Origin of the sequence: Streptomyces sp. NPDC006624 (genome assembly GCF_040611555.1) — a bacterium.
Taxonomy (GTDB): Bacteria; Actinomycetota; Actinomycetes; order Streptomycetales; family Streptomycetaceae; genus Streptomyces.
In genome coordinates this window covers 235,828-261,702 of sequence record NZ_JBEXOM010000010.1, presented here as the reverse complement: position 1 = coordinate 261,702, position 25,875 = coordinate 235,828, and the positions used below count along the sequence as shown (strand labels likewise).

General features: G+C 72.2%; 21 protein-coding genes. 11 read left to right on the top strand and 10 right to left on the bottom strand.

Translation table 11 applies throughout. From position 1 onward, the window contains the following. Window positions 1-53 precede the first annotated feature (53 nt). A complete protein-coding gene (locus tag ABZY20_RS20885; RefSeq protein ID WP_356442980.1) occupies window positions 54-1,475 on the bottom strand; it encodes a peptidoglycan recognition protein in 1,422 nt (473 codons plus the stop codon). Window positions 1,476-1,625: 150 nt separating this feature from the next. Here ABZY20_RS20885 and ABZY20_RS20880 point away from each other — a divergent pair, with 150 nt between their 5' ends. The 5 genes from ABZY20_RS20880 to ABZY20_RS20860 all read left to right on the top strand — a co-directional run bounded on the left by ABZY20_RS20880 (window position 1,626) and on the right by ABZY20_RS20860 (window position 9,558). After that, window positions 1,626-2,381, top strand: a complete 756-nt coding sequence (locus tag ABZY20_RS20880) for a TIGR03089 family protein (protein WP_356442979.1) — start codon at window positions 1,626-1,628, stop codon at window positions 2,379-2,381. Between the two features lie 130 nt (window positions 2,382-2,511). Then, the gene (locus tag ABZY20_RS20875) at window positions 2,512-3,726 is read left to right on the top strand and encodes an LCP family protein (RefSeq protein WP_356442978.1); all 1,215 of its coding nucleotides are present in this window, start codon (window positions 2,512-2,514) and stop codon (window positions 3,724-3,726) included. Window positions 3,727-3,964: 238 nt separating this feature from the next. Beyond that, entirely contained in the window at window positions 3,965-5,707 is a 1,743-nt protein-coding gene (locus ABZY20_RS20870; protein WP_356442977.1) for an LCP family protein, read from the top strand. A 231-nt stretch (window positions 5,708-5,938) separates the two neighbouring features. After that, a complete protein-coding gene (locus ABZY20_RS20865) occupies window positions 5,939-7,714 on the top strand; it encodes an LCP family protein (RefSeq protein ID WP_356442976.1) in 1,776 nt (591 codons plus the stop codon). 194 nt (window positions 7,715-7,908) lie between these two features. Further along, the gene (locus ABZY20_RS20860; protein WP_356442975.1) at window positions 7,909-9,558 is read left to right on the top strand and encodes an LCP family protein; all 1,650 of its coding nucleotides are present in this window, start codon (window positions 7,909-7,911) and stop codon (window positions 9,556-9,558) included. Between the two features lie 567 nt (window positions 9,559-10,125). On the opposite strand, the gene ABZY20_RS20855 is transcribed toward ABZY20_RS20860, so the two are convergent. After that, window positions 10,126-11,163: a glycosyltransferase family 2 protein gene (locus tag ABZY20_RS20855; RefSeq protein ID WP_356442974.1), complete on the bottom strand. Its 1,038-nt coding sequence runs from the start codon at window positions 11,161-11,163 to the stop codon at window positions 10,126-10,128. A gap of 127 nt (window positions 11,164-11,290) precedes the next feature. Here ABZY20_RS20855 and ABZY20_RS20850 point away from each other — a divergent pair, with 127 nt between their 5' ends. Continuing rightward, window positions 11,291-12,781: an LCP family protein gene (locus ABZY20_RS20850; protein WP_356442973.1), complete on the top strand. Its 1,491-nt coding sequence runs from the start codon at window positions 11,291-11,293 to the stop codon at window positions 12,779-12,781. A gap of 10 nt (window positions 12,782-12,791) precedes the next feature. Here ABZY20_RS20850 and ABZY20_RS20845 read toward each other — a convergent pair whose 3' ends face one another. Further along, a complete protein-coding gene (locus tag ABZY20_RS20845) occupies window positions 12,792-13,376 on the bottom strand; it encodes an acyl-CoA thioesterase (RefSeq protein ID WP_356442972.1) in 585 nt (194 codons plus the stop codon). Between the two features lie 92 nt (window positions 13,377-13,468). On the opposite strand from ABZY20_RS20845, the gene ABZY20_RS20840 reads away from it, so the two are divergent. Next, window positions 13,469-14,755 (top strand): LCP family protein, encoded by a 1,287-nt coding sequence (locus ABZY20_RS20840; RefSeq protein WP_356442971.1) that lies wholly within the window; start codon window positions 13,469-13,471, stop codon window positions 14,753-14,755. A gap of 91 nt (window positions 14,756-14,846) precedes the next feature. Here the strand turns inward: ABZY20_RS20840 and ABZY20_RS20835 are convergent, their stop codons facing one another. Further along, window positions 14,847-15,212 carry a four-helix bundle copper-binding protein gene (locus ABZY20_RS20835; protein WP_356442970.1) on the bottom strand — a complete coding sequence of 122 codons (366 nt, stop codon included), beginning with the start codon at window positions 15,210-15,212 and terminating at the stop codon, window positions 14,847-14,849. 246 nt (window positions 15,213-15,458) lie between these two features. Between ABZY20_RS20835 and ABZY20_RS20830 the strand changes: the two genes are divergently transcribed. Continuing rightward, window positions 15,459-16,670 (top strand): phospholipase D-like domain-containing protein, encoded by a 1,212-nt coding sequence (locus tag ABZY20_RS20830; RefSeq protein WP_356442969.1) that lies wholly within the window; start codon window positions 15,459-15,461, stop codon window positions 16,668-16,670. A 75-nt stretch (window positions 16,671-16,745) separates the two neighbouring features. Here ABZY20_RS20830 and ABZY20_RS20825 read toward each other — a convergent pair whose 3' ends face one another. After that, window positions 16,746-17,903 (bottom strand): acyl-CoA dehydrogenase, encoded by a 1,158-nt coding sequence (locus ABZY20_RS20825; RefSeq protein WP_356442968.1) that lies wholly within the window; start codon window positions 17,901-17,903, stop codon window positions 16,746-16,748. A gap of 188 nt (window positions 17,904-18,091) precedes the next feature. Between ABZY20_RS20825 and ABZY20_RS20820 the strand changes: the two genes are divergently transcribed. Beyond that, complete coding sequence (locus tag ABZY20_RS20820; protein ID WP_356442967.1) at window positions 18,092-19,435, top strand: UDP-glucose/GDP-mannose dehydrogenase family protein; 1,344 nt, start codon at window positions 18,092-18,094, stop codon at window positions 19,433-19,435. Between the two features lie 94 nt (window positions 19,436-19,529). Here ABZY20_RS20820 and ABZY20_RS20815 read toward each other — a convergent pair whose 3' ends face one another. Beyond that, complete coding sequence (locus tag ABZY20_RS20815; protein ID WP_356442966.1) at window positions 19,530-20,039, bottom strand: CGNR zinc finger domain-containing protein; 510 nt, start codon at window positions 20,037-20,039, stop codon at window positions 19,530-19,532. A gap of 133 nt (window positions 20,040-20,172) precedes the next feature. Between ABZY20_RS20815 and ABZY20_RS20810 the strand changes: the two genes are divergently transcribed. Both ABZY20_RS20810 and ABZY20_RS20805 read left to right on the top strand, forming a co-directional pair. Further along, complete coding sequence (locus tag ABZY20_RS20810; protein WP_356443014.1) at window positions 20,173-20,544, top strand: VOC family protein; 372 nt, start codon at window positions 20,173-20,175, stop codon at window positions 20,542-20,544. Between the two features lie 14 nt (window positions 20,545-20,558). After that, complete coding sequence (locus ABZY20_RS20805) at window positions 20,559-20,951, top strand: VOC family protein (protein WP_356442965.1); 393 nt, start codon at window positions 20,559-20,561, stop codon at window positions 20,949-20,951. A gap of 44 nt (window positions 20,952-20,995) precedes the next feature. Here the strand turns inward: ABZY20_RS20805 and ABZY20_RS20800 are convergent, their stop codons facing one another. From ABZY20_RS20800 to ABZY20_RS20785, 4 genes are all read right to left on the bottom strand, one after another. Then, window positions 20,996-22,129 carry a dipeptidase gene (locus ABZY20_RS20800; protein WP_356442964.1) on the bottom strand — a complete coding sequence of 378 codons (1,134 nt, stop codon included), beginning with the start codon at window positions 22,127-22,129 and terminating at the stop codon, window positions 20,996-20,998. A 692-nt stretch (window positions 22,130-22,821) separates the two neighbouring features. Then, on the bottom strand, window positions 22,822-24,009 hold the full coding sequence (locus ABZY20_RS20795) for a dipeptidase (protein WP_356442963.1): 1,188 nt from the start codon (window positions 24,007-24,009) through the stop codon (window positions 22,822-22,824). A gap of 4 nt (window positions 24,010-24,013) precedes the next feature. After that, window positions 24,014-24,535, bottom strand: a complete 522-nt coding sequence (gene purE, locus ABZY20_RS20790; protein WP_356442962.1) for a 5-(carboxyamino)imidazole ribonucleotide mutase — start codon at window positions 24,533-24,535, stop codon at window positions 24,014-24,016. Beyond that, a complete protein-coding gene (locus ABZY20_RS20785; protein WP_356442961.1) occupies window positions 24,532-25,725 on the bottom strand; it encodes a 5-(carboxyamino)imidazole ribonucleotide synthase in 1,194 nt (397 codons plus the stop codon). The genes purE and ABZY20_RS20785 overlap by 4 nt, the downstream gene beginning before the upstream one ends. Between the last annotated feature and the right edge of the window lie 150 nt (window positions 25,726-25,875).

Sequence of the window (25,875 nt, the reverse complement as noted above, 5' to 3'; positions counted from 1 at the left end):
GGCATTCCGCCCCCCGTGCCCCCGCGTGCCCCCCGGAGGCGGTGAAGGTGTACTCAGCGGCCTTGGTACCGGGCCGCCTTGGAGCGGGCCGAGCCGAGCTTTCCGTAGAGCTTGCGGCCGGGGCACTCCGTCACGAAGCCGTCCCTGTGCCCCGAGATCACGTTCAGCCGGACCTTCCTGCCCTTTCCGTAGAGATTGCTGCCGGCCGACTTCAGATACGTCTTTCCCCTCGGGTTCACTCGGTAGAGCCCGAGCTTCCACGCCGTCAGCCGGGCGACGGCCTTGACCGCGCGCTTCGACGGCTTCGTGGCACCGTACGACCCGAGGACGGCGATCCCCATGCTGTTGCTGTTGAAACCGAGGGTGTGCGCGCCGAGCACCGGCCTCGCCACGCCCCCGGCCCTGCCCTCGTAGATCCTTCCGCACTTGTCGATGAGGAAGTTGTAGCCGATGTCCCGCCAGCCCATGCTCGTGACGTGGTAGCGGTAGATACTGCGGATGAGTGACGGCGACTGCGAGCAGCGGTAGTTGTTGCCGCTGGCGGTGTGGTGCACGAAGGCCGCCTTGACCTTCTTCGTGTACCGGAAGCCGCGCTCCCGCAGGCTCTCGTTCGCGCCCCAGCCGCCGCGCGTGACGATGGCCGGGCGCGGGCCGATGTAGGGCCTCGCCTGCTGCTGCCCGGCCGCCTCGGCGCCCCGCAGGGCGAGGAGTTCCCGCTCGGTCTCCTCCCGGCTCAGGGCCGCGATCTCGGTGGCGCCGGGCGGCGCGAGGCCGGCGTTGACGGCGGAGGCCTCCCCGGCGGCGGCGTTCTCGGCGGCCAGGGCGCCGGTGCGGGCGGCGTCCGCGGCGGTGTCCTGGGGCGGTGCGTCGTCCTCGCCCGGGTCGACGAGTTCGAGGCGGAGGCCGGCGGGCAGGGGCAGGCCGCGGGTGCTCGTGCGGTGGTGGTGCCCGGTTCCGGGCTCCGTCTCCGTCGCCGAGCGGACGCGGAGTTCGACGCCGTCGGAATCGCCCACCCACAGCGGGGCGGTGGCGCCGCGTACCCGGCCCGAGGTGCGCTCGGGGGTGTCCGGGTCGGCCGCGTGGTCGGCGTTGTGCGTCTCGACGTCCTGCCAGCCCGTCCAGGTGCCGGTGGCGGCGGCGCGGGTGCGGACCTGGACGCGGCCGTGGAGTTCGGTGTCGGGGTCGTCCCAGACGACCCCGACGAGGGAGAAGTGGCGTACGGCCCGGGGGGCCAGGCCCTGTTCGGTGGCGGGGGCGGACGGGGTGGCGCGGTTGCGGGTGAGGGGTTCGAGGGGGAGGGACTGGGTGCTGCCGGGGACGGCGGGCGCCCCCGCGGAGGGCGCGGGTCCCGCTGCCGTGGCGGCCTCCGTGGCCGGCACCGGTCTCGCGGTCGCCGCGACGGCGGGTGGGGTGAGGGGGAGGGCCAGAGCGGCCGCACAGGTGACACCGATCGAGGAAGCTAGGAATCCACGCATGCCCCTGATCTTGGACATAGTCGTACAAGTCTGTCTATTTGGGAGTTGACGGTCCGTCGGTCCCGGTTCGGCCGAACCGGTGTCGGGCCCGGGGCGGGGAGGCGGCCGGGCCGTTGGGTGCGGGGCCGCCCGCCGCGTACGCTTGCGCGGGTGAACGCCACCGATCGCACCCCTGCCGACCTGCTGGGTTCCGCGCTCGCCGCGGATCCGGGACGCCCCCTGGTGACCTTCTACGACGACGCCACGGGGGAACGCGTCGAACTGTCCGTGGCCACCTTCGCCAATTGGGTGGCCAAGACCTCGAACCTGCTGCAGGACGAGCTGTCCGTGGAGCCCGGTGACCGGGTGGCGCTGCTGCTGCCCGCGCACTGGCAGACGGCGGTGTGGCTGCTGGCCTGCGCGTCGGTCGGTGTCGTCGCCGACGTGGCCGGGGATCCGCGCGCCGCCGACGTGGTGGTGAGCGGGCCGGACTCGCTGGAGGCGGCGCGGGCGTGCTCCGGAGCGCGGATCGCGATGGCGCTGCGGCCGCTCGGGGGACGGTTCCCGCAGGCGCCCGAGGGGTTCGCCGACTACGCGGTGGAGGTGCCGGGGCAGGGCGACCGGTTCGTGCCGTACGCGCCGGTGGACCCCGACGGGCCCGCGCTGGTCGTGGCCGGGCGGGAGTTCACCGGGGCGGAGGTCGTCGAGCGGGCCCGGGCCGAGGCGGCGGAGCTGGGCCTGACCGGGCCGGGCTCCCGGATCCTGTCGGGGCTGCCGTACGACACCTGGGAAGGGCTGCACGCGGGGCTGTACGGGCCGCTGGCCACGGGTGGTTCCGTGGTGCTGTGCCGACACCTCGACCGGGCCGGGGACGGGGTCCTGGACAAGCGGGTGGAGAGCGAGCGGGTCACGGTGATCGCCCGGTAGGGCGCCCCCGGGCCCGGCGGCGCCGGCTCGTCCGTTCGGCCCATCCCCACCCCTCCCCCGCCCCGCATCCGCGCGATGGTCGTAGCAGCGGTCCGCGCGGGTGCGTACGTCAGGAGGGGTGGTTGCTGCCGTGGGCGACAGGGTCGGTCCCGGAGTCGGGGCCTCGGCCAGTGGGCGGGGGCTGGTGCGGCGGCGTCGGCGGCGGTGGGTGCGCATCGCGGGCTTCGGGGCCGCCGGCCTGCTCGTGGCGGGGGTGGGCGCCGGCTGGGCCGTGTACGCCAAGCTCAGCGGGAACATCACCCCCGACGAGGCGGCCGCGGCCGAACTCAGGCGGTACGAGAAGGAGCGGCCCACCTCGCTGGTCAAGGGCGCCCGCAACATCCTGCTGATCGGGTCGGACTCCCGCCGGGGCGAGGACAACGCCCGCTACGGGCGCGACTCCGGCACCGAGCGCTCGGACACGACGATCCTGCTGCACCTGTCCGCGGGCCGGAAGAGCGCCACCGCCGTCTCGCTGCCCCGGGACCTGATGGTGAACCTGCCGGGCTGCCGGCGGCCGGACGGCTCCCGCAGCGCGCCGCGGCTGGCCATGTTCAACCAGGCGTTCCAGCTGGGCGGCTCGGCCTGCACCATCCGGACCGTCGAGAAGCTGACCGACATCCGCGTCGACCACCACGTCGTCGTCGACTTCCACGGCTTCAAGAAGATGGTCGACGCCGTCGACGGCGTCGAGGTGTGCCTGCGCGCGCCGGTCGACGACCGGGCCGCCAAGCTGCGGCTGCCCGCCGGGCGCGTGACGCTCGACGGCGAGCAGGCCCTGGGCTACGTCCGGGTGCGCAAGTCCCTCGGCGACGGCAGCGACACCGAGCGCATGGAACGGCAGCAGCGCTTCCTCGGGGCACTCGTCAACAAGGTGCGCAGCAATGACGTCCTGCTGAATCCCGCGAAGCTGTATCCGGTGCTGGACGCCGCCACGTCCTCTCTCACCACCGACCCGGATCTGGCGAGTCTGCGCGGTTTGTACGAACTCGTGCGCGGGCTGCGCGACATCCCCATGGAACAGGTGCAATTCCTGACCGTTCCCCGGGAGTCGTACGCGTACGACGCCAATCGCGACCAACTCGTGGAGCCGGACGCGGACCGGTTGTTCGAGCGGCTGCGGACGGACGCACCGGTGGTGATCGCGCGGGAAACGCCGCGCGGTTCCGCGCCTCTGAGGCCGGACCGCGCGCGGGACCGGTCGTACGGAAACGCGTATGCGGGACCCTTCGCCCGGCCCGCCGTCACCGTTTCTCCTCCGCCGACGTTCCAGGGGAACACCGCGGCCGAGGACACCTGTGAGTAAAGCCGGTGCCAAGGAGCCTCCAAGGCAATGGACTTCCTCCCGGGAAATGGGCGAATTGCCCAGGTGTAGGGACGTGGAATGTGTCACCGTCGTCGCCCCGCACCGAAAGGGGCGGTTAGGGTGAGCGATCCGGTGCGACCGGCTCTGAGGCCCGTCCTGAGGTCGCGCACTGTGTGAAGAGACCCGAGCGCCTTGGAGGGGAAGGCGCCGCGTGCCCCGACGGAGGAATCAGGCAACCGTGGACGCGCAGAGCCGTGGGCGGGCGGACGACGTCGACCCCGCAGACCAGTGGGTGCTCAACCCGGACACCGGCGAATACGAACTGCGACCGCCCGCTTCCGCACCGCGGTCGGGCGTCCCCTCGCCGCGCAAGCCGCCCGCCTCCGGCACGGGCCGGGCCGAACGCGGCCGCACCCGGACGCCCGGCCGCGCGCGGACCGAGGCACCCGGCCGTGCGGTGCCGCCCCCTCGCCGGCGTCGCGGGGCGCCGCAGGAGCCGCCGCCGGGACGGCGCGGGCGGCGGCCGGTCAAGAAGACCTCCAAGGGCAAGAAGGCCCTGCTGTGGACGGGCGGCACGATGGCGTTCGTGCTGCTCGCGGGGGCCGGGGCCGGGTACCTCTACATCGAGCACCTGAACGACAACATCGCCTCCGTCTCCGACGACGGTGCCGGCACCGGCGGCTTCCAGAAGGACAGGGCGATCAACATCCTGCTGATCGGCACCGACAAGCGCACCGGCAAGGGCAATGAGAGCTACGGCGACGCGGGCAGCGTCGGGCACGCCGACACCACGATCCTGCTGCACGTCTCCAAGGACCGGTCGAACGCGACGGCGCTGAGCATCCCGCGCGATCTGATCGTGGACGTGCCGGACTGCCCGACCACGCAGGAGGACGGCACGCAGAAGGTCATCCCGGGCAGCCGGCAGGTCCGCTTCAACACCAGCCTCGGCCAGGACGGCCGTACGCCCAGCTGCACCATGCGGACGGTGACCGAGCTGACCGGGGTCAAGCCGGACAACTTCATGGTCGCCGACTTCAACGCGGTCAAGACCCTGACCAGCGCGGTCGGCGGGGTCGAGGTCTGCCTGGGCAAGGACATCGACGACCCGGACTCGCACCTGAAGCTGTCCAAGGGCACGCACACCATCGAGGGCGAGCAGGCGCTGGCGTTCGTCCGCACCCGGCACGCCGTCGGTTTCGGCGGCGACCTGAGCCGGATCGGGCTGCAGCAGCAGTTCCTGAGCGCGCTGATGCGCAAGCTGAAGTCCAACGACACCCTCACCAGCCCCTCGAAGATGCTCGACCTGGCGGAGGCGGGCACCGAGGCGCTGACCGTCGACTCGCAGCTGGACAGCATCGGCAAGCTCAAGGACCTGGGACTTGAGCTGGGCAAGCTCGACACCAAGAACCTGACGTTCGCCACGACCCCGGTGGTCGACAACCCGGCGGAGAAGGTGAAGTCGACGGTCGTGCTCAACGAGTCGTCGGCCGCGCAGGTCTTCCGGATGATCAGGGACGACGTGTCCTTCACCGCGGTGAAGCAGCAGAAGAAGAAGGAGAAGGCCGCCGAGGCCGCCCGGCTGAAGGGCACCAAGGCCCCGGCCTCCGAGGTCCGGGTACGCGTCCTCAACGGCGGTGCCGTCGCCGGCAGCGCGCAGGAGACGCTGAGCTGGCTGCAGAACGAGGAGGGTGTGACCCGGTCGGAGAACGGCGGCAACGCGCCCGCCGAGCTGGCGAAGACCACCCTGGAGTACTCCCCCGACCAGGCCGACCAGGCCCGCCGTCTCGCCGATCTGATGGGGCTGTCCGGCTCGGCGATGAAACCGGGTGAGAGCGTGACGAATGCGCAGGGACTGCCCTCGATGACCCTGACGCTCGGCAAGGACTTCAAGGGCGCGGGCGTTCCCCTCACGGCCCCGGCGAAGGCGCCCGAGGACGTGCAGAAGTCCACAGCCGACAAGGTGGAGTGCGCCAAGTAACCAAGAATTCACCGGCGTTGACCGAACTCCCTCCAAACAATTGGGTCGGATTGCCCAGTTGTAAAAACGTGGAATGTGTCACCCACGTCGCTTGACGGCGAAGTGTGCGGATAGTGTGTGCGATCCAGTGCTCTCCCCCACGAGGTCCGTCCTGGGGGGTGTGCTGCTTGACCAGCACCGTGCGCCTTCCGGGGGAGGGCGCCGCGTGGCTCGACGGAGGAACAGGCAACCGTGGACGCGCAAGGCCGTGGGCGGGCGGACGACATCGACCCCGCAGACCAGTGGGTACTGAACCCGGACACCGGCGAATACGAACTGCGACTGGCCGCTTCCGCACCGCAGTCCCCGGTTCCCGGTCCCCGCGGTCCCGGCGCCCCCGGCCGGTCCGGAGCGGGCGGCGCGACTCGCACCCGCACGGCTTCCCCCGGCCGCCCGGCGAGCGGTGCCCCCACCCGGCGGTCCGGCGCGGCGGCCCCCGGCACCGACGCCCCGGCCGGGCGCAGACGGGGCGCGGCCCCGGCGCAGCCGGAGGCGGGGCGGCGCGGGCGGCGCCCGGCGCAGAAGCCCAAGGGCAAGAAGGTCCTGCTGTGGACGGGCGGCACGCTGGCCTTCGTCCTGGTCGGCACGAGCGCGGCCGCGTACCTGTACTACGAGCACCTCAACGACAACATCACGTCCGTGTCGGACGACGGCGCGGGCACCGGCGGGTTCAGCAAGGACCGCGCGATCAACATCCTGCTGATCGGCACCGACAAGCGCACCGGCGAGGGCAACGAGGGCTACGGCGACAAGAACAGCGCCGGGCACGCGGACACCACGCTCGTCCTGCACGTCTCCAAGGACCGCACGAACGCCACCGTGCTGAGCATCCCGCGGGACCTGATCACCGACATCCCGGACTGTCCGACCACCCAGGAGGACGGCACGGAGAAGGTCATCCCGGGCCAGCAGCGCACCCGGTTCAACAACAGCCTCGGGCAGGAGGACCGGACGCCGAGCTGCACCATGCGCACGATCACCGAGCTGACCGGGCTGAAGATGGACCACTTCATGGTGGCCGACTTCAACGCGGTCAAGACGCTGACCAGCGCGGTGGGCGGTGTCGACGTGTGTCTGGCCAAGGACATCAAGGACAAGGACTCCAAGCTCGACCTGCCCAAGGGCGAGCACACGATCGAGGGCGAGGAGGCGCTGGCCTTCGTCCGCACCCGGCACTCCGTGGGCTTCGGCGGCGACCTGAGCCGGATCGAGCTGCAGCAGCAGTTCCTCGGCTCGCTGATGCGCAAGCTGAAGTCCAACGACACCCTCACCAGCCCCTCGAAGATGATCAAGCTGGCGGAGGCGGGCACCAAGGCCCTCACCGTCGACTCCCAGATCAGCACGATCAAGAAGCTGGCCGACCTCGGGGCCGAGCTGGGCAAGTTCGATACCAAGAACCTCACGTTCGCCACCGTGCCGGTGGTCGACAACCCCGAGGAGCAGGTCAAGGCCACGGTGGTGCTGAAGCAGCCGCAGGCCCAGCAGTTGTTCGCGATGGTCCGGGACGACGTGTCGCTGACCGAGGTGAAGCAGCAGAAGAAGAAGGAGAAGGCCGCCGAGGCCGCCCGGCTGAAGGGCACCAAGGCGCCGGCCTCCGAGGTCCGGGTGCGCGTCCTCAACGGCGGTGCCGTCTCCGGCAGCGCCCAGGAGACCCTCAGCTGGCTGCAGGTCGAACAGGGCGTCACCAAGTCGGAGAACGGCGGCAACGCGCCCGAGCAGCTGGCGAGGACGACGCTGGAGTACGCCCCCGACCAGGCTGCCCAGGCGCGCAGGCTCGCCGCGATCATGGGGCTGTCCGGGGCCGCGATGAAGCCGGGCGAGAGCGTGGACAACTCCCAGGGGCTGCCCGCGATGACGCTGACCCTGGGCAAGGACTTCAAGGGCGCGGGTGTCCCGCTGACCACCCCGTCGAAGGTGCCGGACGACGTGCAGAAGTCCACGGCCGACAAGGTCGAGTGCGCGAAGTGACCTGAGCGTCCCGTTCTGCGTCCTGTCAGGGGGACGAAGATTTCAGACAGTTGGCCGGGTGTACATCCGACCGGGCGTGTCAGTTGTCCAACCAGGGACGGGGACGACCGTGCCCGGCGGACTCCGGAGCACCCGTGGTCCGGACACGACGCGGGGCGGCCCGTGGGTCAGCCGCAGGGGTGGGGAGGCAGGGTATGGCGCAGAGTGACGTGCGCGGGAGCAGCACTCGGCACACGGCGGGCGGCCTGGCCCAGGACGAGCGTCCGGGGGCGGGGACGTCCGGCGGGGGCGACGGCGGCGGGGACGAGACCGGCCCGGGCGGCCGGCCACGCGGCGGGGGGCGCCGGATACTGCGCTGGTTCGCGCTCGTGCTGTCGGTCCTGATACTCGGGACGGCCGCCGCCGGTTACCTCTACTACCGCCATCTCAACGGCAACCTCGACAAGGGCAAACGCAACAGCGGCGACTCCGACGTCCGCAGGACCGAGCCCAACTCGGCCGGCCAGACCCCCCTCAACATCCTGCTGATCGGCTCCGACAGCCGGAACTCCGCGGAGAACGTCAAGCTCGGCGGCAGCCGGGACAACGTCGGCAGCAAGCCGCTGGCGGACGTGCAGATGCTGCTGCACGTCTCGGCGGACCGCGAGAGCGCGGCCGTGGTGAGCATCCCCCGGGACACCCGCGTGGACATCCCGAAGTGCACCGACCCCGACACCGGCGAGACCTACCCGGCGAAGAACACGATCATCAACGAGTCGCTCCAGCGCGGCGGCCCCGGCTGCACCCTGGCGACCTGGCAGAACCTCACCGGCGTGTACATCGACCACTGGATGATGGTCGACTTCGCCGGCGTGGTGGACATGGCGGACGCGGTCGGCGGCGTCCCGGTCTGCGTCAACCAGAACGTGTGGGACCGGCCGCTGCCCGGTCAGCGCGGCGGCTCCGGGCTGAAGCTGAAGGCCGGCACGCACAAGGTGCAGGGCGAGCAGGCACTGCAGTGGCTGCGCACCCGGCACGCCTGGGGCAGCGACCCGCTGCGCGCCAAGGCGCAGCACATGTACATGAACGCGATGATCCGGACGTTGAAGGAGCAGAACGTCTTCACCGACACGGGCCGGCTGATGGGCCTGGCCGAGGCGGGCACGAAGGCGCTGAAGGTGTCCGAGGAGATCGGCACGGTCAAGGAGCTGTACGACCTCGGCATGCAGCTGAAGTCGGTCCCGACGAGCCGTATCACCATGACGACGATGCCGTGGATCGAGGACACCCTGGACCGCAACCACCTGCTGCCCAAGCCGGGGGACGCGGACACGATGTGGGCGATGCTCCGCGACGACGTCTCCTTCGACAAGGGCGGCAAGAACAGCGCGGGCGCGAGCACGGGTCCGTCCCCGGCCCCGGCCAAGTCCACCGGGCCCGCCGCCGCTCCGGCCGCCGGACTGTCGGTGACGGTCGTCAACGGCACGGCGAGCCGGGAGCGGGCGGCCGTTCCGCAGCGGGCCTCGGCGATCGCGGCCGTGCTGCAGCAGGAGGGCTTCACCCGGGCCGTCGCCGCGGGCACGCAGGCCCCGCAGGCCCGTACGCAGGTCACGTACCCGGAGAGCACCGGGGAGCAGGGCCGGGCCAACGCGCTGGCGGTGGCCGAGGCGGTCGGTGTCCCGAGCGGCCAGGTGCGGGCCGCGGACGTCGTCACCACGACGCTGACCGTCGGCAGCGACTGGCGCGAGGGCACGGCCTACCCGGAGCAGAAGGCTCCCGAGGCGGGCGACCTGCCCGAGAGCGCGGACGCGCTGACCGCGGACAAGAAGAAGTGCATGGACGTGTACCAGCCCTATCGGTGGTGAGCACGGACGGGCGGGCGCGAGCCCCGGGGCGGGTCGGCGGCGCAGCGTCTTCGCCGGGCACGGCCGGCAAGGGCGCGGCCGCGGCTGGAACAGGGCGCGTCCCGGGCGCGGCCGGGACGCAGGGCGCGGCGGTCCCGGGCACGGCCGGCACAGGGGGCGGCGGTCCCGGGCACGGCCGGCACAGGACGCACGGCCCCGGGCGCCGCTAGCACAGGGCGCGTCCCGGGCGCGGCCGGGACGCAGGGCTCGGCCCCGGGCACGGCCGGCGCAGGACGCGGTCCCGGCCGTCGCCGGTGGATCGCGGACGACCGTGCCGGTGGATCGCGGACGGCCGTCGCCACTGGGTCGCGGGCGGCCGTCGCCGGTGGATCGGATGATCGCGGACGGGCCTCGCCACTGGGATCGCGGGCGTCCGCCCGCGGGGCCCCGCTTCGCGGCATGCGACGACCGGCGCCGCGCCGACCGCGCGCGGCGGTTCGTCCGTTCCTCCGGCGGGCGCGGTCCGGCGGCCGGGAGACGCACGTGGGCCCCCTTCCGGACGGAAGGGGGCCCACGCGTGTGTGTCCGTCAGCCGGTGGCCGCGTCCGCCCTGACCGCCGGGCGGCGGGAGGCGATGACCTTCTTCGCCAGCGACCGCGGGCTGGTCAGGAAGCCCCAGCCCCACGACATGTGCATCGTGGCCAGCGCCACGGGGATCTGCAGCCGCGCCTTCAGCGGCAGCCCCTTGCCGGCCGGGATCGAGCCGAGCAGGATCGCCGCGAGGTAGCCGCCGGGCACCACGAAGCCCCACGGCGTCAGCAGCGCGCCCACCACGGTCCCGGCCGCGATCGCGCACACGGCGGTCGGCGGGGCGAGGTAGCGCAGGTTGATGGAGCCCTCGTGGAAGCGGGCCACGACGTGCCGCCAGCGGCCGTAGTCCTTGTACTGCTTGGCGAGCGCCTTCACGCTCGGCCGCGGCCGGTACGACACCTTCAGCTCCGGCGAGAACCAGATCAGCCCGCCGGCCTCACGGATGCGGAAGTTCAGCTCCCAGTCCTGGGCGCGGATGAACTCCACGTTGTAGCCGCCCTGCCGCTCCAGCGCCTCGCGCCGGAAGACGCCCAGGTACACCGTCTCGGCCGGGCCCGCCTGACCACCGGTGTGGAACGCGGCGTTGCCGACCCCGATCTTGGAGGTCATCGCCGCGGCGACCGCGTGCTCCCAGTCGTTCTCGCCCTCGGCGTGCATGATGCCGCCGACGTTCTGCGCGCCGGTCTCCTCCAGGAGCCGCACGGCGGTGGCGATGTAGTCCGGCGAGAGCATGCCGTGCCCGTCGACCCGCACCACGATCGGGTGCCGGGAGGCGTTGATCGCGGCGTTCAGCGCGGCGGGCGTACGGCCGGTGGGATTGGGGACGGTGTGCACGCGCGGGTCTTCGGCCACGAGCTCGGCGGCGATCTCGTCCGTGCGGTCCGTGGACGGACCGAGGGCGATCACGACCTCCATCTCGCCGGCGTACTCCTGCGCGAGGATCGCTTGGACTGCTCCCCGCAGATGCCGTTCCTCGTTGAGGACGGGCATGATCACGGAAACGGCGGGGAGCCGCACGTCGGGATTGGCGTTCATAGGGGGCTCACGTTACCGCGAACGGGGGACAGCGGTGCGCGCCGCCGGGGCGGAACGGCGGGCCGCAGATCGTATCTGCCTACGGTGTCACGGATCCCACGTACGGCCGTCGTCCGGAGGTGTCCCCATGCCCACGCCGCCGCGGTCCCCTCGGTCCACCGCCGCCCCGCAACGCCGCCCGCACCCGCCCTCGCCCCGCAGCGCCCCGCGCCGCCGCCCCGCACCGCCCGCCCGGCGCCGCAGACCGCGCTGGGGGATGCGGGTGGTCACCACGTTCTCGGTGGTGGTGCTCGCCTCGGCCGGCATCGGGCACGCGGTGGTGACCAGCCTGGACGCGGACATCGCCCGGGTCGACGCCTTCAAGGACATGAAGAACCGGCCCCGCTCCGGCCACGGCATGAACGTCCTGCTGGTCGGCACCGACGGCCGCGAGAAGATCAGCGCCGCGGAACGGCGCAAGTACCGCCTGGGCGGGGCGCCGTGCCACTGCACCGACACGATGATGATCGTGCACATCTCGGAGGACCGGCAGCGCGCGAGCGTGGTGAGCCTGCCGCGCGACTCCTACGCGATGACACCACCGCACCGGGACCGCACCTCCGGCGAACGGCACCACGGGCACCCGGTCAAGCTCAACGCCGCGTACGCCGAGGGCGGTCCGCAGCTGACGGTGCGCACGGTCGAGAGCATGACCAAGGTGAAGATCGACCACTACGTGGAGGTCGACTTCACGAGCTTCATGAAGACCGTCGACGTGGTCGGCGGCGTCCAGATCTGCACGGCGGACCCGCTCAAGGACAGCTACACCGGCCTGAACCTGCCGCCCGGCCGGCACACGCTCGGCGGCGGGCAGGCGCTGCAGTACGTGCGCGCCCGGCACATCGACGGCGCCTCCGACCTGGGGCGCATGAAACGCCAGCAGCGCTTCATGGCCGCGCTCGTGGAACGCCTCACCTCCTCCGGGATCCTCCTCAACCCGATGAAGTTCCGGGACGTGACCCGGGCGGTGCTCGGCTCGGTGCGGGCCGACAGGGGCTTCGGCACGGACGAGATGCTGGACCTCGGCCGGGCCATGCGGAACTTCTCGCCCTCCTCCTCCGAGTTCACCACCGTGCCGATCGGGCGGATGGGCTACGCCGTGAAGGGCGTCGGCTCGACGCTGAAGTGGGACCCGGTGAAGTCCGAGCGGCTCTTCCACGCCCTGCGCCAGGACCAGCCGCTGTCGGTGCACCGGCCGCGCGCTGTCGCCCGGATCGTCTCGGTCGCCCCGCAGCAGATCCGCGTGCAGGTGGAGAACGGCACGCGCACGCCGGGTCTCGGGCGGCGGGTGGACGCGGCACTGTCCTCCACGGGCTTCCGCACCACCAAGGCCCCGGTGAACGCCGCCACCCGCGACGTCAGGCGCACGGTCGTCGCCTACGACCCCCGCTGGGACCGCTCGGCCAAGTCCCTCGCCACGGCCCTTCCGGGCAGCGAACTCCGCCCCGTCAAGGGCCTGGGCGCGACCCTGAAGGTGATCGCGGGCACGGACTTCGAGCGGGTGCGGAAGGTGCGGGCCGAGGACCCGGGGCGGGGCGAGTTCGGGGTGGTGCGGGGCGACGAGGTGGCGTGCTCGTAGCGGGCCCGGGTCAGTCCTCGAAGCCCTCCGCCGCCCGCTTCTCGCGCAGCTCCATGATCGCGCGGCGCCGGGCCAGGCGGTGGGTGCGGCGGATCTGGGCCTCCTGGTAGCGGCGCTTGTCGCGTTCCGTCTCGGGCAGCACCTGCGGGACCCGGCGGGGCTTGCCGTCGGCGTCGACGGCGGCGAAGACCAGGTAGGCCGAGCCGACCTGCGTGGGCGGGGCCGACTCGTTCCAGCGCTCGGCCAGGACCCGGACGCCGACCTCCATGGACGTCCGGCCGGTCCAGTTCACCTGCGCCTTGACGTGCACCAGGTCACCGACGCGGACCGGCTCGAGGAACGCCATCTCGTCCATCGACGCGGTCACCGCCGGCCCGCCGGAGTGCCGCCCGGCCACGGCGCCCGCCGCGTCGTCGACCAGCTTCATGATCACCCCGCCGTGCACGGTCCCCAGAAGGTTCGTGTCGTTGTGGGTCATGATGTGGCTGAGGGTGGTGCGGGACGCCGAAGTCGGCTTGCCCGGGATATCCGCAGTGCCGGATTCCGCAGCCGGGGCCTGGTCTGTCATGGCCCCTACCTTATGCCGAGGCGGCATGAGGGGGTTTTGTGTCAGGTTCGCCACAGCCGTGCTCTGATTTTCCGACGACTCTTGTATGGCCTGCCGCGGGGACCTGCACACTGGGGCGCATGAATGATTGGCCCCAGGGATGGTCCGGCGGCAACCGCGGCAGCCGGTACGGACGCGGCAGCTCCAGCGAGCAGCCCGAGAGCGCCCGTGTCATGCGGCAGGTCCGCCGCGGTCCGGCGGCGGCGCCCGGGCAGGGCGGCTACGGGGGCGCCCCGCAGTACGCCGGCGGCGTCCCGCAGCAGCCGTCCTACGTGGACGGCCGGGGCTACGACGAGCCGCCCGGTTACGACAGCGGCTACAACACCGGTCAGGTCTACGGCTCCCCCGGTGGCCCGGGCGACGGCAGATACGAGCCGCGGCACGCGCCGGACTGGCGCCGCCGTATCAAGGTGACGGCCCTCACGCTGGTGACGGTGCTGGTGGTGACGAGCGTCGCCACCTACTTCTGGGCCGACTCCAAGCTCAACCGCGACGTCGACCTGTCGCTGGTCATCGACCGCCCCGAGGCGGGCGAGGGCACCAACTACCTGATCGTCGGCTCCGACAGCCGCGCGGGCCTGTCGGCCGAGGACAAGAAGAGGCTGCGCACCGGGTCCGCCGAGGGCAAGCGCACGGACTCGATGATGATCCTGCACACCGGCAGCAACGGCCCGACGCTGATCTCGCTGCCGCGTGACTCCAACGTCACCATCCCGTCGTTCAAGGGCTCCGACTCCGGCAAGCTCTACCCGGCCACGGGCCGCCAGACGAAGCTGAACGCGGCGTACGCGGAGGACGGCCCGGAGCTGCTCGTCCGTACCGTCGAGGCCAACACGGGCCTGCACATCGACCACTACGTGGAGATCGGCTTCGGCGGCTTCGCGAACATCGTGGACGCGGTCGGCGGCGTCGAGATGGACATCCCGCAGGACATCAAGGACACCAAGTCGGGCGCCGACCTCAAGAAGGGCAAGCAGACCCTGAACGGCGAGCAGGCCCTCGCCTTCGTCCGCACCCGCTACGCGCTCGCCGGCTCCGACCTGGACCGTACGAAGAACCAGCAGAAGTTCCTCTCCGCGCTGGCCAACCAGGTCGCCACCCCCAGCACGGTCCTCAACCCGTTCAAGCTGTACCCGACCATGGGCGCGGGCCTGGACTCCCTGGTGGTCGACAAGGAGATGGGCCTGTTCGACCTGGCGTCCATGTTCTGGGCGATGAAGGGCGTCAGCGGCGGCGAGGGCACGTCGATGAACATGCCGATCGCGGGCAACTCCGCCAACGGCAACCTCCAGTGGGACACCGCGAAGGTGAAGAAGCTCGTGGAGGAGCTCAAGAACGACGAGAAGGTCACCGTCTCCGGCAACTGAGCGGACGGCGGCGGAGTTCCGCCCCGAAGAAGCCGAAGAAGGAGAAAAGGGGGGCGCCCGGTGGGCGCCCCCCTTCGCGGTGCGGTGGAGCTCACATCGTGGCGGCCGCCATCGAGCGGCACATCTCGGCGCAGCTGCGACACGCCTCGGCGCACCGCATCATCTGCGCGTCGTCCGGCATGGACATACACGCCTCGGCGCACATGTCACAGGCGCGGGCGCACATCGCGCACATCTCGGCCGACAGCGGCGAGCGCCGCATCATCATGTCCGCGCACATGCGCGTCATCTCGGCGCAGTCCATGACGGCGCGCATGATCTGCATCTGGGCCTGGCCGCCCATCTGCAGGCAGGAGCTCATGGTCTCCTCGCACACGCTGTGGCAGGTCATGCACGCCTGGACGCAGTCCTGCATCTCCTTGCTGAGCGGGGTCGTGGTGGTGGGCTGCTGGGTCATCGCTTCCTCCGGAGGGGGCGGCGGGAGCCGCGGCTCGGCGCCCGCCACCTCCGTCCTACGCCTCCCGCCCCATGAGCACCACAGGGCGGACCCGCCCGGGTACCGGTCGCCCCGCCTGTGAGGCACGACTCAGGCGAAGCTGCGTGAAACGGCCGACAGCGGCAAGGAGGGATGCAGACGCCCCGGGGGGCCGGCGTCGCGAAGGCATCGGCGAGGCACATCCACGGCAAGGGGGGCGACCCACCCATGACACAGCAGGTCTACGACGAACGGACGGCGCCGGAACCGCAGGAGCCCAGACCCGAGGCGCAGAAGCAGCGGCTGCGCCGGCGGCTGGAGCGGCTGATCGGCATCGCCGCGACCGAGGGCAACGAGCTGGTGCCGCTGCGCAACGGGGACGAGATCTTCCCCGCGATGCTGGCCGCCATCCGGGCCGCCGAGCACACCGTCGACATGATGACGTTCGTGTACTGGCGCGGCGACATCGCGCACGAGTTCGCCGACGCCCTGGCCGAGCGGGCCCGCGCGGGCGTCCGGGTGCGGCTGCTGCTGGACGGCTTCGGCGCCAAGGAGATAGAGCAGGACCTGCTGGAGGCCATGGACGCGGCCGGCGTGCAGGTCGCCTGGTTCCGCAAGCCCACCCGGCTGTCGCCGATGCGGCAGAACCACCGCTGCCACCGCAAGGTGCTGGTCACCGACGAGCACACCGCCTTCACCGGCGGCGTCGGCATCGCGCGGGAGTGGTGCGGCAACGCCCGGAACCCGCAGGAGTGGCGCGACACCCACGTACGGGTCCGCGGACCCGCGGTGGACGGCATCGCCGCGGCCTTCGCCCAGAACTGGGCCGAGTGCCACGACGACCTCTACGACGAGCACGACCGCTTCACCGCGCAGGCGCAGCCGGGGCGGTCCACGGTCCAGGTCGTGCGGGGCTCGGCCTCGTTCGGCTGGCAGGACATGCAGACGGTCCTGCGGGTGCTGATCACCTCGGCGCAGGAGCGGCTGCGGCTGTCCACGGCCTACTTCGCGCCCGACACCTACTTCATCGACCTGCTGGCCGCCGCCGCCCGACGCGGGGTGCGGGTCGAGATCCTGCTGCCCGGCCCGTACACCGACCAGCGGGCGTGCCTGCTGGCCGGACGGCAGCACTACCAGACCCTCGTGGACGCCGGGGTGGAGGTGCGGGAGTACCAGCGGACGATGCTCCACACGAAGATCCTCACCGTGGACGGGGTCTGCTCCCTGATCGGCTCGACGAACTTCAACCGCCGTTCCATGGAGCACGACGAGGAGGTCGTCCTGGCCGTCATCGACGAGGACTTCACGGCGGAGCTCGACGCCGACTTCGACGCCGACCGCAAGCTGAGCGAGCCGATCGACGCCGCCCGCTGGCGGCGGCGGCCCCTCCCCGCGCGCCTGGCGGAGGCCGCGGTGACGCCGATCCGGCGCTTCCTGTGAGAGGGCGCCCCGGTTCCACGGACGGGTCTCGGCCCCGGCGATCGCCGGGGCCGAGGCACGTCCGTGGAAGCGGCCCTACGGCAGGTTGCGCGCCATGACGATGCGCTGGACCTGGTTGGTGCCCTCGTAGATCTGCGTGATCTTGGCGTCGCGCATCATGCGCTCCACCGGGTAGTCGCGGGTGTAGCCGTAGCCACCGAGGAGCTGGACGGCGTCCGTGGAGACCTCCATCGCCACGTCCGAGGCGAAGCACTTGGCGGCGGCGCCCAGGTAGGTGAGGTCGGCGTCGACGCGCTGGGAGGCGGCGGCGGCCTGGTAGGTCAGGGCGCGGGCGGCCGAGATCTTCATGGCCATGTCGGCGAGCATGAACTGGATGCCCTGGAAGTCGGCGATCGGCTTGCCGAACTGCTTGCGCTCCCGGACGTAGCCCTTGGCGTAGTCGAGGGCGCCCTGGGCGATGCCGAGGGCCTGGGCGGCGATGGTGATGCGGGTGTGGTCGAGCGTCTTCATCGCCGTGGCGAAGCCGGTGCCCTCCTCGCCGATCATGCGGTCGGCGGGGATGCGGACGTTGTCGAGGTAGACCTCGCGGGTCGGGGAGCCCTTGATGCCGAGCTTCTTCTCCGGGGCGCCGAAGGAGACGCCCTCGTCGGACTTCTCGACGACGAAGGCGGAGATGCCCTTGGAACGCTTCTCCGGGTCGGTGACGGCCATCACCGTGTAGTACTCGGACTCGCCGGCGTTGGTGATCCAGCGCTTGACGCCGTTGAGCACGTAGTGGTCGCCGTCGCGGACGGCCTTGGTCTTCATGCCGGCGGCGTCCGAACCGGCGTCCGGCTCGGAGAGGCAGTACGAGAACATGCCCTCGCCCTTGGCGAGCGGGGTCATGTACCGCTTCTTCAGGTCCTCGGAGCCGGAGAGGATCACCGGAAGGGAGCCGAGCTTGTTCACCGCCGGGATCAGGGAGGAGGAGGCGCAGACACGGGCGACCTCCTCGATGACGATGACGGTCGCGAGCGCGTCGGCACCGGCACCGCCGTACTCCTCGGGTACGTGCACGGCGTGCAGGTCATTGGCGACCAGCGCCTGGAGGGCCTCGCGCGGGAAGCGGGCCTCCTCGTCCACCGCGGCGGCGTGCGGCGCGATCTTCGCCTCGGCCAGCGAGCGGACGGCGTCACGGAGCATGTCGTGCTCCTCGGACGGGCGGTACAGGTCGAAGTCAGCCGATCCGGCCAAGGTCTCTCACGCTCCAAAACGCTGCGATGGTGGCGCTAACTACCGTTAAGTAATCAAAAGTTTATGGGGTCGCCCGCAGGAGTGATACGTGAGCTAGACGACAGCGGGAAAGTCGCCCGGTGAAGCGCGCCGCGCCGCCCCGGATATGCTCGGGCGCGCACCGCCTGCCGTAGACCCCTGGAGCATCGATGGCCCTGAAGATCACCGTGATCGGCACCGGTTATCTCGGCGCGACACACGCGGCGGCCATGGCCCAGCTGGGCTTCGAGGTGCTCGCCCTCGACGTCGTGCCCGAGAAGATCGAGAAGCTGGAGCGCGCCGAGGCCCCCATGTACGAGCCGGGCCTGGAGGATCTGCTGCGGCAGCACGTCGCGGGCATCGAGGGCTCCAGCGGCCGGCTGCGCTTCACCCAGGACTGGGCCGAGATCGGCGCGTTCGGCGACGTGCACTTCGTCTGCGTGAACACCCCGCAGCGGCACGGCGAGTACGCCTGCGACATGAGTTACGTCGATTCCGCGATCGCCTCGCTCGCCCCGCATCTGCGCGGCCCCGCCCTGGTCGTCGGCAAGTCGACGGTGCCGGTGGGGTCCGCGGACCGCCTCGCGGCCTACCTGGCCGCGCACGCGCCCGCCGGGCAGGACGCCGAGCTGGCCTGGAACCCGGAGTTCCTGCGTGAGGGCTTCGCCGTCGACGACACCCTGCACCCCGACCGGATCGTGGTCGGCGTGCGCAGCGAGCGGGCCGAGAGGCTGCTGCGGGAGGTGTACGCGACGCCGATCGCCGAGGGATCGCCGTTCGTGGTGACGGACTTCCCGACCGCCGAGCTGGTGAAGACGTCCGCGAACTCCTTCCTCGCCACGAAGATCTCCTTCATCAACGCGATGGCGGAGGTGTGCGAGGCCGCGGGCGGTGACGTGGCGAAGCTGGCGGAGGCCATCGGCCACGACGACCGCATCGGCAAGAAGTTCCTGCGGGCCGGCATCGGTTTCGGCGGCGGCTGCCTGCCGAAGGACATCCGGGCGTTCATGGCGCGCGCCGGCGAGCTGGGCGCGGACCAGGCGCTGACGTTCCTGCGGGAGATCGACTCGATCAACATGCGCCAGCGCGGGCAGATGGTGGAGATGGCCCGGCAGGCGCTGGGCGGCGGGCCGTTCCTCGGCAAGCGCGTGGCGGTGCTGGGCGCGACCTTCAAGCCCGACTCGGACGACGTGCGCGACTCCCCCGCGCTGAACGTGGCCGGGCAGATCCACCTCCAGGGCGGCCAGGTCACGGTCTACGACCCCAAGGGCATGGACAACGCGCGCCGGATCTTCCCGACCCTGGGCTACGCCGACTCGGCGCTGGAGGCGGTGCGGGGCGCCGACATCGTGCTGCATCTGACGGAGTGGCGGGAGTTCCGGGAGCTGGACGCGGAGGCCCTCGGCGAGGTGGCGACGGCCAAGGTGATCCTGGACGGCCGCAACGCCCTCGACCCGGAGCGCTGGCGCAAGGCCGGCTGGACGTACCGGGCGATGGGGCGGCCCCGCGCCTGAGCGGTACTCGGGGTGACGCCGGTTCGGCCGAGGCTCAGTCGGCCGAACCGGCGTCATCGTGCATTCTGCACCACCGGGCGGTGGCTCGGGGTGCCTATGCGCCCTTGGCCCGGTACCGGCGCATCTTCGCCCGGGCCCCGCACACCTGCATCGAGCACCAGCGGCCGCGGCCGGCCGGGCTGCGGTCGTAGTAGGCCCAGTGGCAGTCGGCGGCCTCGCAGGCCTTGAGGCGCATCCAGGTGCCGGCGGTCAGGGACTCGGCGACGGCGGCGGCCACGCGCGCGTGCAGGGACGTGGCGCCGGCGGGGGCGAGGGCGGCCGAGCCGTCCGCCGGGTCGACCGTGACGAACAGGGGGGCCGCGGCCAGGAGGTCGCCCAGCGCGGGCGCCGCGCGGTGCGGCGGGTGGCCCGCGTGGGCGAGCAGCGCCACGCGCAGCGACTCGCGCAGCACGCGGGCCTGGTCGGCCTCGTCGTCGCCGGTGATGCCGAAGCGCTCGCGGCCCTGCGGGGTGTCCAGCGCGTCGGCACCCGATTCCAGGTCCAGCGTGTTCACCAGGGCCTCGATCAGGGCCAGGCCGCCGGGCGCGGGCGATCTCTCCGTCATGGCTGGACCGTACCTCCCGCCTTTTCCCTTGCGAGGTTACCGCCTATGGGGGAGCATGCAGTAACGGTTACCGGTTACACGCCTTGTGGAGGTAACCGAGACCGGCATGGTCATCGACGTCGAGGAGGAAGTCATGGCTCTCGCCAAGCTGGGTGTCGTCGTTCTGGACTGTCCCGACCCGCGCGCACTGGCCGCGTTCTACGCCGAGGTACTGGGCGGGACGCCGACGGTGGAGAGCGACGGGGAGGACGAGTGGATCGACCTGAAGGTGCCGGGCGGCACGCCGCTGGCCTTCCAGGCCGCCCCCGGGTGGGTGCCGCCGCGGTGGCCGTCCCCGGAGCACTCGCAGCAGTTCCACCTCGACCTGGAGGTGGAGGACCTGGACGCGGCCGAGAAGGGGGTGCTGGCGCTCGGCGCGACGGTGCTGGACGCCGAGGACCGCGAGCGGAGCTTCCGGGTTTACGCCGATCCGGCAGGGCACCCGTTCTGCCTCTGCGCCTGCTGACACCGGGAGAGTCCATGTCCGCTGTGGCACGTTTCCGTTCCGTGGTCCTCGACTGCCCCGACCCGCGCGAGCTGGCCCGCTTCTACGCGCAGGTCGCCGGCGGCACGCCGGAGGACGACGACCCCGACTGGGTGGTGCTGCGCGTACCCGGCGGGCCCCGGCTCGCCTTCCAGCGCTCCCCCGGCCACACCCCGCCGGAGTGGCCGCGGGCCGACCGCAACGCCCAGCAGTTGCACCTCGACTTCGACGGCGGCTCGACGTGGGAGGAGATCGACGCGGCCGAGGAGCGGGTGCTGGCACTGGGCGCGCGGGTGCTGGACCGCGAGGACTACGAGAAGAAGGGCTTCCGGGTGTACGCGGACCCGGCGGGGCATCCGTTCTGCCTGTGCCGCATCGAGCAGGGGTGACCTGACCCGGGGCCCGCCCGCGGCCCGGGGCGGGCCCGGGCGGGTCAGCCGTCCAGTTCCGAGATCGTCGCCGTGGACGGCTCGCGGCGCTGCTGGGCCGCGCGGGCCGTGAAGTCGGCGCCGCGCAGCACGCGCTGGATGTTGCCCCAGGTCAGCAGCGCCACGTCGGCTTCCTCCCAGCCGCGGCGCAGCAGTTCGGCGATCAGCCGCGGATAGCAGGAGGTGTCGCCCAGCTCCTGCGGGTGGGCGGCTCCCGTGTCGTAGGTGCCGGACAGTCCGACGCACTGGGCGCCGGCCACGGCACGGATGTGGTCGAGGTGGTCGGCGACGTCGCGGACGGTCGCGCCGGTCTGCTCGGCGCTCAGCGGCACCAGGCACAGGCCCTTGGCGGCGCCCAGCTCGGACAGCAGGTCGTCGGGGAGGTTCGCCGGGTGGGGGCGGACGGTCCGGGCGGCGGAGCGGCTGCACAGCACGGGGGCCCGGGACAGGCCCAGGGCGCGGCGCAGGGTCTGCGGCGAGGCACCGGAGAGGTCCGCGATCACGCCCAGCCGGTTCATCTCGCGCAGCACCTCCTCGCCGAACCGGGTCAGTCCCGCCTCGCTCGCCCAGGACGCCCCGGCCAGGGTCAGCACGCGCAGGCCGAGCTGGTGCAGCTGGCGCAGGATGCCGAGCGAGTCGCCGAGAGCCGGGGCCCCGGCGGGACCGAGGAGCACCGCGACCCGGCCGCAGTTGCGGGCGTCCGCGACCTGCCCCGCCGTGCAGGCCGGGCGGAGTCCTTCGTCGCAGGACCTGACGACCGTCTTGGCCAGGTCCAGCTGCTCCAGCGTGGCGCTGACGGCCCGGTCGCCGTCGAGGCCCTCGGGCAGGTGCAGCGACCAGAACAGGGCGCCCACATGGCCGCCGCGCAGACGGGGCACGTCCGTACCGACCGTGCCCTCGCCGAGCTCCAGGTCGTAGTAGGCCAGGCGCTTGAGGGCCCAGGGCAGTCCGTTGTAGCCGTCGGCGACGGGGTGCACGGCGAGGATGGCGTGCGCGCGGGTCAGGGGCTCGTCCTCCGGGTCGGAGACGGGCTCGTAGGACTCCGCCGGGACGACGGCCCCCTCGGGGTACGGGTCGGCCAGGTCGTCGAACTCGCCGGCCGCGGTGGTGGAACGCAGCTCGTCCTGGAGGTCTGCCATGGCGGCTCCGTACGGTCGTCGTGCAGTACGGTCACCGTCCCACGGTGCGACGGGGTGTTCCTGATGGGCGGGGCGTTCGGAGTACGGGAACCAGGGCGCCGCACGGCCGCCCACACCCCCGGACGGGCCTCCCCCTCCGGGACGTCCCGGGAGCGGTCCGCGCGGGTGACCATCCGGCGGCCGATCCGGTCGCGCCCGGAGGTGAGGCCCGTGCCCCGCGGGCGTGGCGACGGCCGAAGATCGCCGTCGCCGTTTCGCGTGCACGGCAGCCGCCCAACGGTCATGGATGCGCGCAGCCACCCGCTGGCGACGGCCCGGGAGGGATCTCGCGTGCACGGCGACCGCCCAGCCGTCATCGATGCGCCCAGCCACCCGCGGGCGACGACCCCGGGAGGGACCGCCACCACCATCCCGCGTACACGACAACCGCCCAGCCGTCATCGATGCGCCCAGCCACCCGCGGCGACGACCCGGGAGGGATCGCCCCCGCCATCCCACCTGCACGACAACCGCCCAGCGGTCTTCGTGGCACGCGGCCGCCCGGGCGCTCCTCCGGTCCTCGACCGCCGTCACCGGCCCGGTGGCGGCGGTCCGGTGGCGGCGGTCCGGGGGACCGTTCGGCGCGCCGCGTGAGCGGTCGCGCAGGTGCGTGACGGGGCGGCCGGTCCTGCCGGCCGCCCCGCTCGCGGCGCTCAGCCGACGGGCGCGTCCAGCGACGCGATCGTGGCGTTGGACGGCGGCCGCGTCGTGCGCAGAGCGCGGGCCACCTCCTCCGCCGCGTCCAGCACCCGTACCGCGTTCTTCCAGGTCAGCTTGGCCAGGTCGGCCTTGGACCAGCCCCGGTCGAGGAGTTCCGCGAGGAGGTTCGGGTAGCCGGAGACGTCGTCCAGGCCGTGCGGGGTGAAGGCCGTGCCGTCGTAGTCGCCGCCGATGCCGAGGTGGTCGATGCCGGCGGCCTCGCGCATGTGGTCGAGGTGGTCGGCGACCGTGGAGACCGTGGCGACCGGGCGCGGGTGCCGCTCCTCGAAGGCGCGGTGCACCTTCATGGCCTCCGGGGTGGTGTCGAGGTGGTGCAGACCGTGGGCGCGCAGGTGCTCGTCGGCCGCGGCGGTCCAGTCGACGGCCGCCTGGAGCACGAACTTCGGCACGAACGTCACCATCGCCATGCCGCCGTTGGCGGGCAGCCGCTCCAGGACGTCGTCCGGGATGTTGCGCGGGTGGTCGCAGACGGCCCGGGCGGAGGAGTGGGAGAAGATCACCGGGGCGGAGCTCGTGTCGAGCGCGTCCCGCATGGTCGTCGCCGCCACGTGGGAGAGGTCGACCAGCATGCCGAGGCGGTTCATCTCCCGGACCACCTCGCGGCCGAACGCCGTCAGGCCCCCGGCCCGCGGCGCGTCGGTCGCGGAGTCGGCCCAGTCGACGTTGTCGTTGTGGGTGAGCGTCAGGTAGCGCACGCCCAGCCCGTACAGGCCGCGCAGGGTGCCCAGGGAGTTGGCGATGGAGTGCCCGCCCTCCGCGCCCATGAGGGAGGCGATCCGGCCCTCCCCGCGCGCCGCCTCCATGTCGGCGGCGGTGAGCGCCGGACGCAGGTCCCGCGGGTGGCGGTCCAGGAGCTGCCGTACGCAGTCGATCTGCTCCAGCGTGGCCGCGACCGGGTCGGGCAGGTCCGTGCGGACGTACACCGACCAGTACTGCGCACCGACCCCGCCGGCCCGCAGCCGGGGGATGTCGGTGTGCAGATGGGCGCTCTGGTCGGCGGCGACGTCCCGGGCGTCGAGGTCGTAGCGCACCTGCTCGCGCAGCGCCCACGGCAGGTCGTTGTGCCCGTCGGCGACGGGGAACTCGGCCAGGAGCGCGCGGGCCTCGTCGAGGGACGTCATGGGGTCACTTCCCGAAGCCGAAGCCGCCCGAGCCCTCGACCTTGGAGCGCAGGCGCTTGCCCTTCTCGGTGGCCTGGTCGTTGAGCTCCTGCTGGAACTCGCGCATCCGGCCGCGCAGTTCCTCGTCGTGCGCGGCGAGGATGCGGGCGGCCAGCAGACCGGCGTTGCGGGCACCGGCGACCGAGACCGTGGCGACCGGGACGCCGGCCGGCATCTGCACGATCGACAGCAGGCTGTCCATGCCGTCGAGGTACTTCAGCGGCACGGGCACGCCGATCACCGGCAGCGGGGTCACCGAGGCGAGCATGCCGGGCAGGTGGGCGGCGCCGCCCGCCCCGGCGATGATCACCTTGAGCCCGCGGCCGTCGGCCTGCTCGCCGTAGGCGACCATCTCGCGCGGCATGCGGTGGGCGGAGACGACGTCCACCTCGTACGGGATCTCGAACTCGTCGAGGGCCTTGGCGGCGGCCTCCATGACGGGCCAGTCGGAGTCCGACCCCATGACGATGCCAACAACAGGGCTCATTCGGTGATGGTGCCTCTCAGGTAGCCGGCTGCGTGACGGGCGCGCTCCAGCACGTCGTCCAGGTCGTCGCCGTAGGTGTTGACGTGACCGACCTTGCGGCCGGGCTTCACGTCCTTGCCGTACATGTGGATCTTGAGCTGGGGGTCGCGGGCCATGCAGTGCAGGTACGCGGAGTACATGTCCGGGTAGTCGCCGCCGAGGACGTTGACCATGACGGTCCACTTCGCGCGCGGGCGCGGGTCGCCCAGGGGCAGGTCCAGGACGGCACGGACGTGGTTGGCGAACTGGCTGGTGACCGCGCCGTCCATCGACCAGTGGCCGGAGTTGTGCGGGCGCATCGCCAGCTCGTTGACGAGGATGCGGCCGTCGCGGGTCTGGAACAGCTCGACCGCCAGGTGGCCGACCACGCCGAGCTCCTTGGCGATGTTCAGCGCCATCTCCTCGGCCCGCAGCGCCAGGTCCTCGTCGAGGCCGGGCGCGGGCGCGATGACCGTGTCGCAGACGCCGTCGACCTGCCGCGACTCCACGACCGGGTAGGCGACGGCCTGGCCGTGCGGGGAGCGGACGACGTTGGCGGCGAGCTCGCGGACGAAGTCGACCTTCTCCTCGGCGAGGACGGCGACCCCCGCCTTGAACGGCTCGGCGGCCTCCTCGACGGAGCCGACGACCCACACGCCCTTGCCGTCGTACCCGCCCCGGACGGTCTTGAGGACCACGGGGTATCCGCCCGCCCGTCGCCCACCACCGCCCTTGCCGGAGGACCCTTCGGGCCCGCCCCTCTCGAGCTCGGCCGCGAAGGCGGCCACGTCCTCGGGGTCGGAGACGATCCGGTGCCGGGGGCAGGGCACGCCGATCGCGTCGAGCTTCGCGCGCATCACGCCCTTGTCCTGGGCGTGCTGCAGCGCCTCCGGGCCGGGGCGCACGGGGATGCCGTCCGCCTCCAGGGCCCTGAGGTGCTCGGTGGGTACGTGTTCGTGATCGAAGGTGATCACATCGCACCCGCGCGCGAACTCACGCAGCGTCTCCAGGTCGCGATAGTCGCCGATGACGACATCGCTCACGACCTGCGCAGCGGAGTCCTGCGGGGTGTCACTGAGAAGCTTGAACCTGATGCCGAGCGGGATGCCCGCCTCGTGTGTCATACGAGCGAGCTGGCCACCGCCGACCATGCCGACTACCGGGAACGTCACTCCCCCAGGGTATCGGCCGCGCCGCGGTGGCCGGATTCCTGCCCCTCCCGGCCCCCGCCCCGCCCCTCTCCGGCCGCCCACCGGCATGGACAGGAAGATCGCGCGGGAGGGTGGTTAGCATGGCTGGGTTGACGCCGACAGACGGACGGG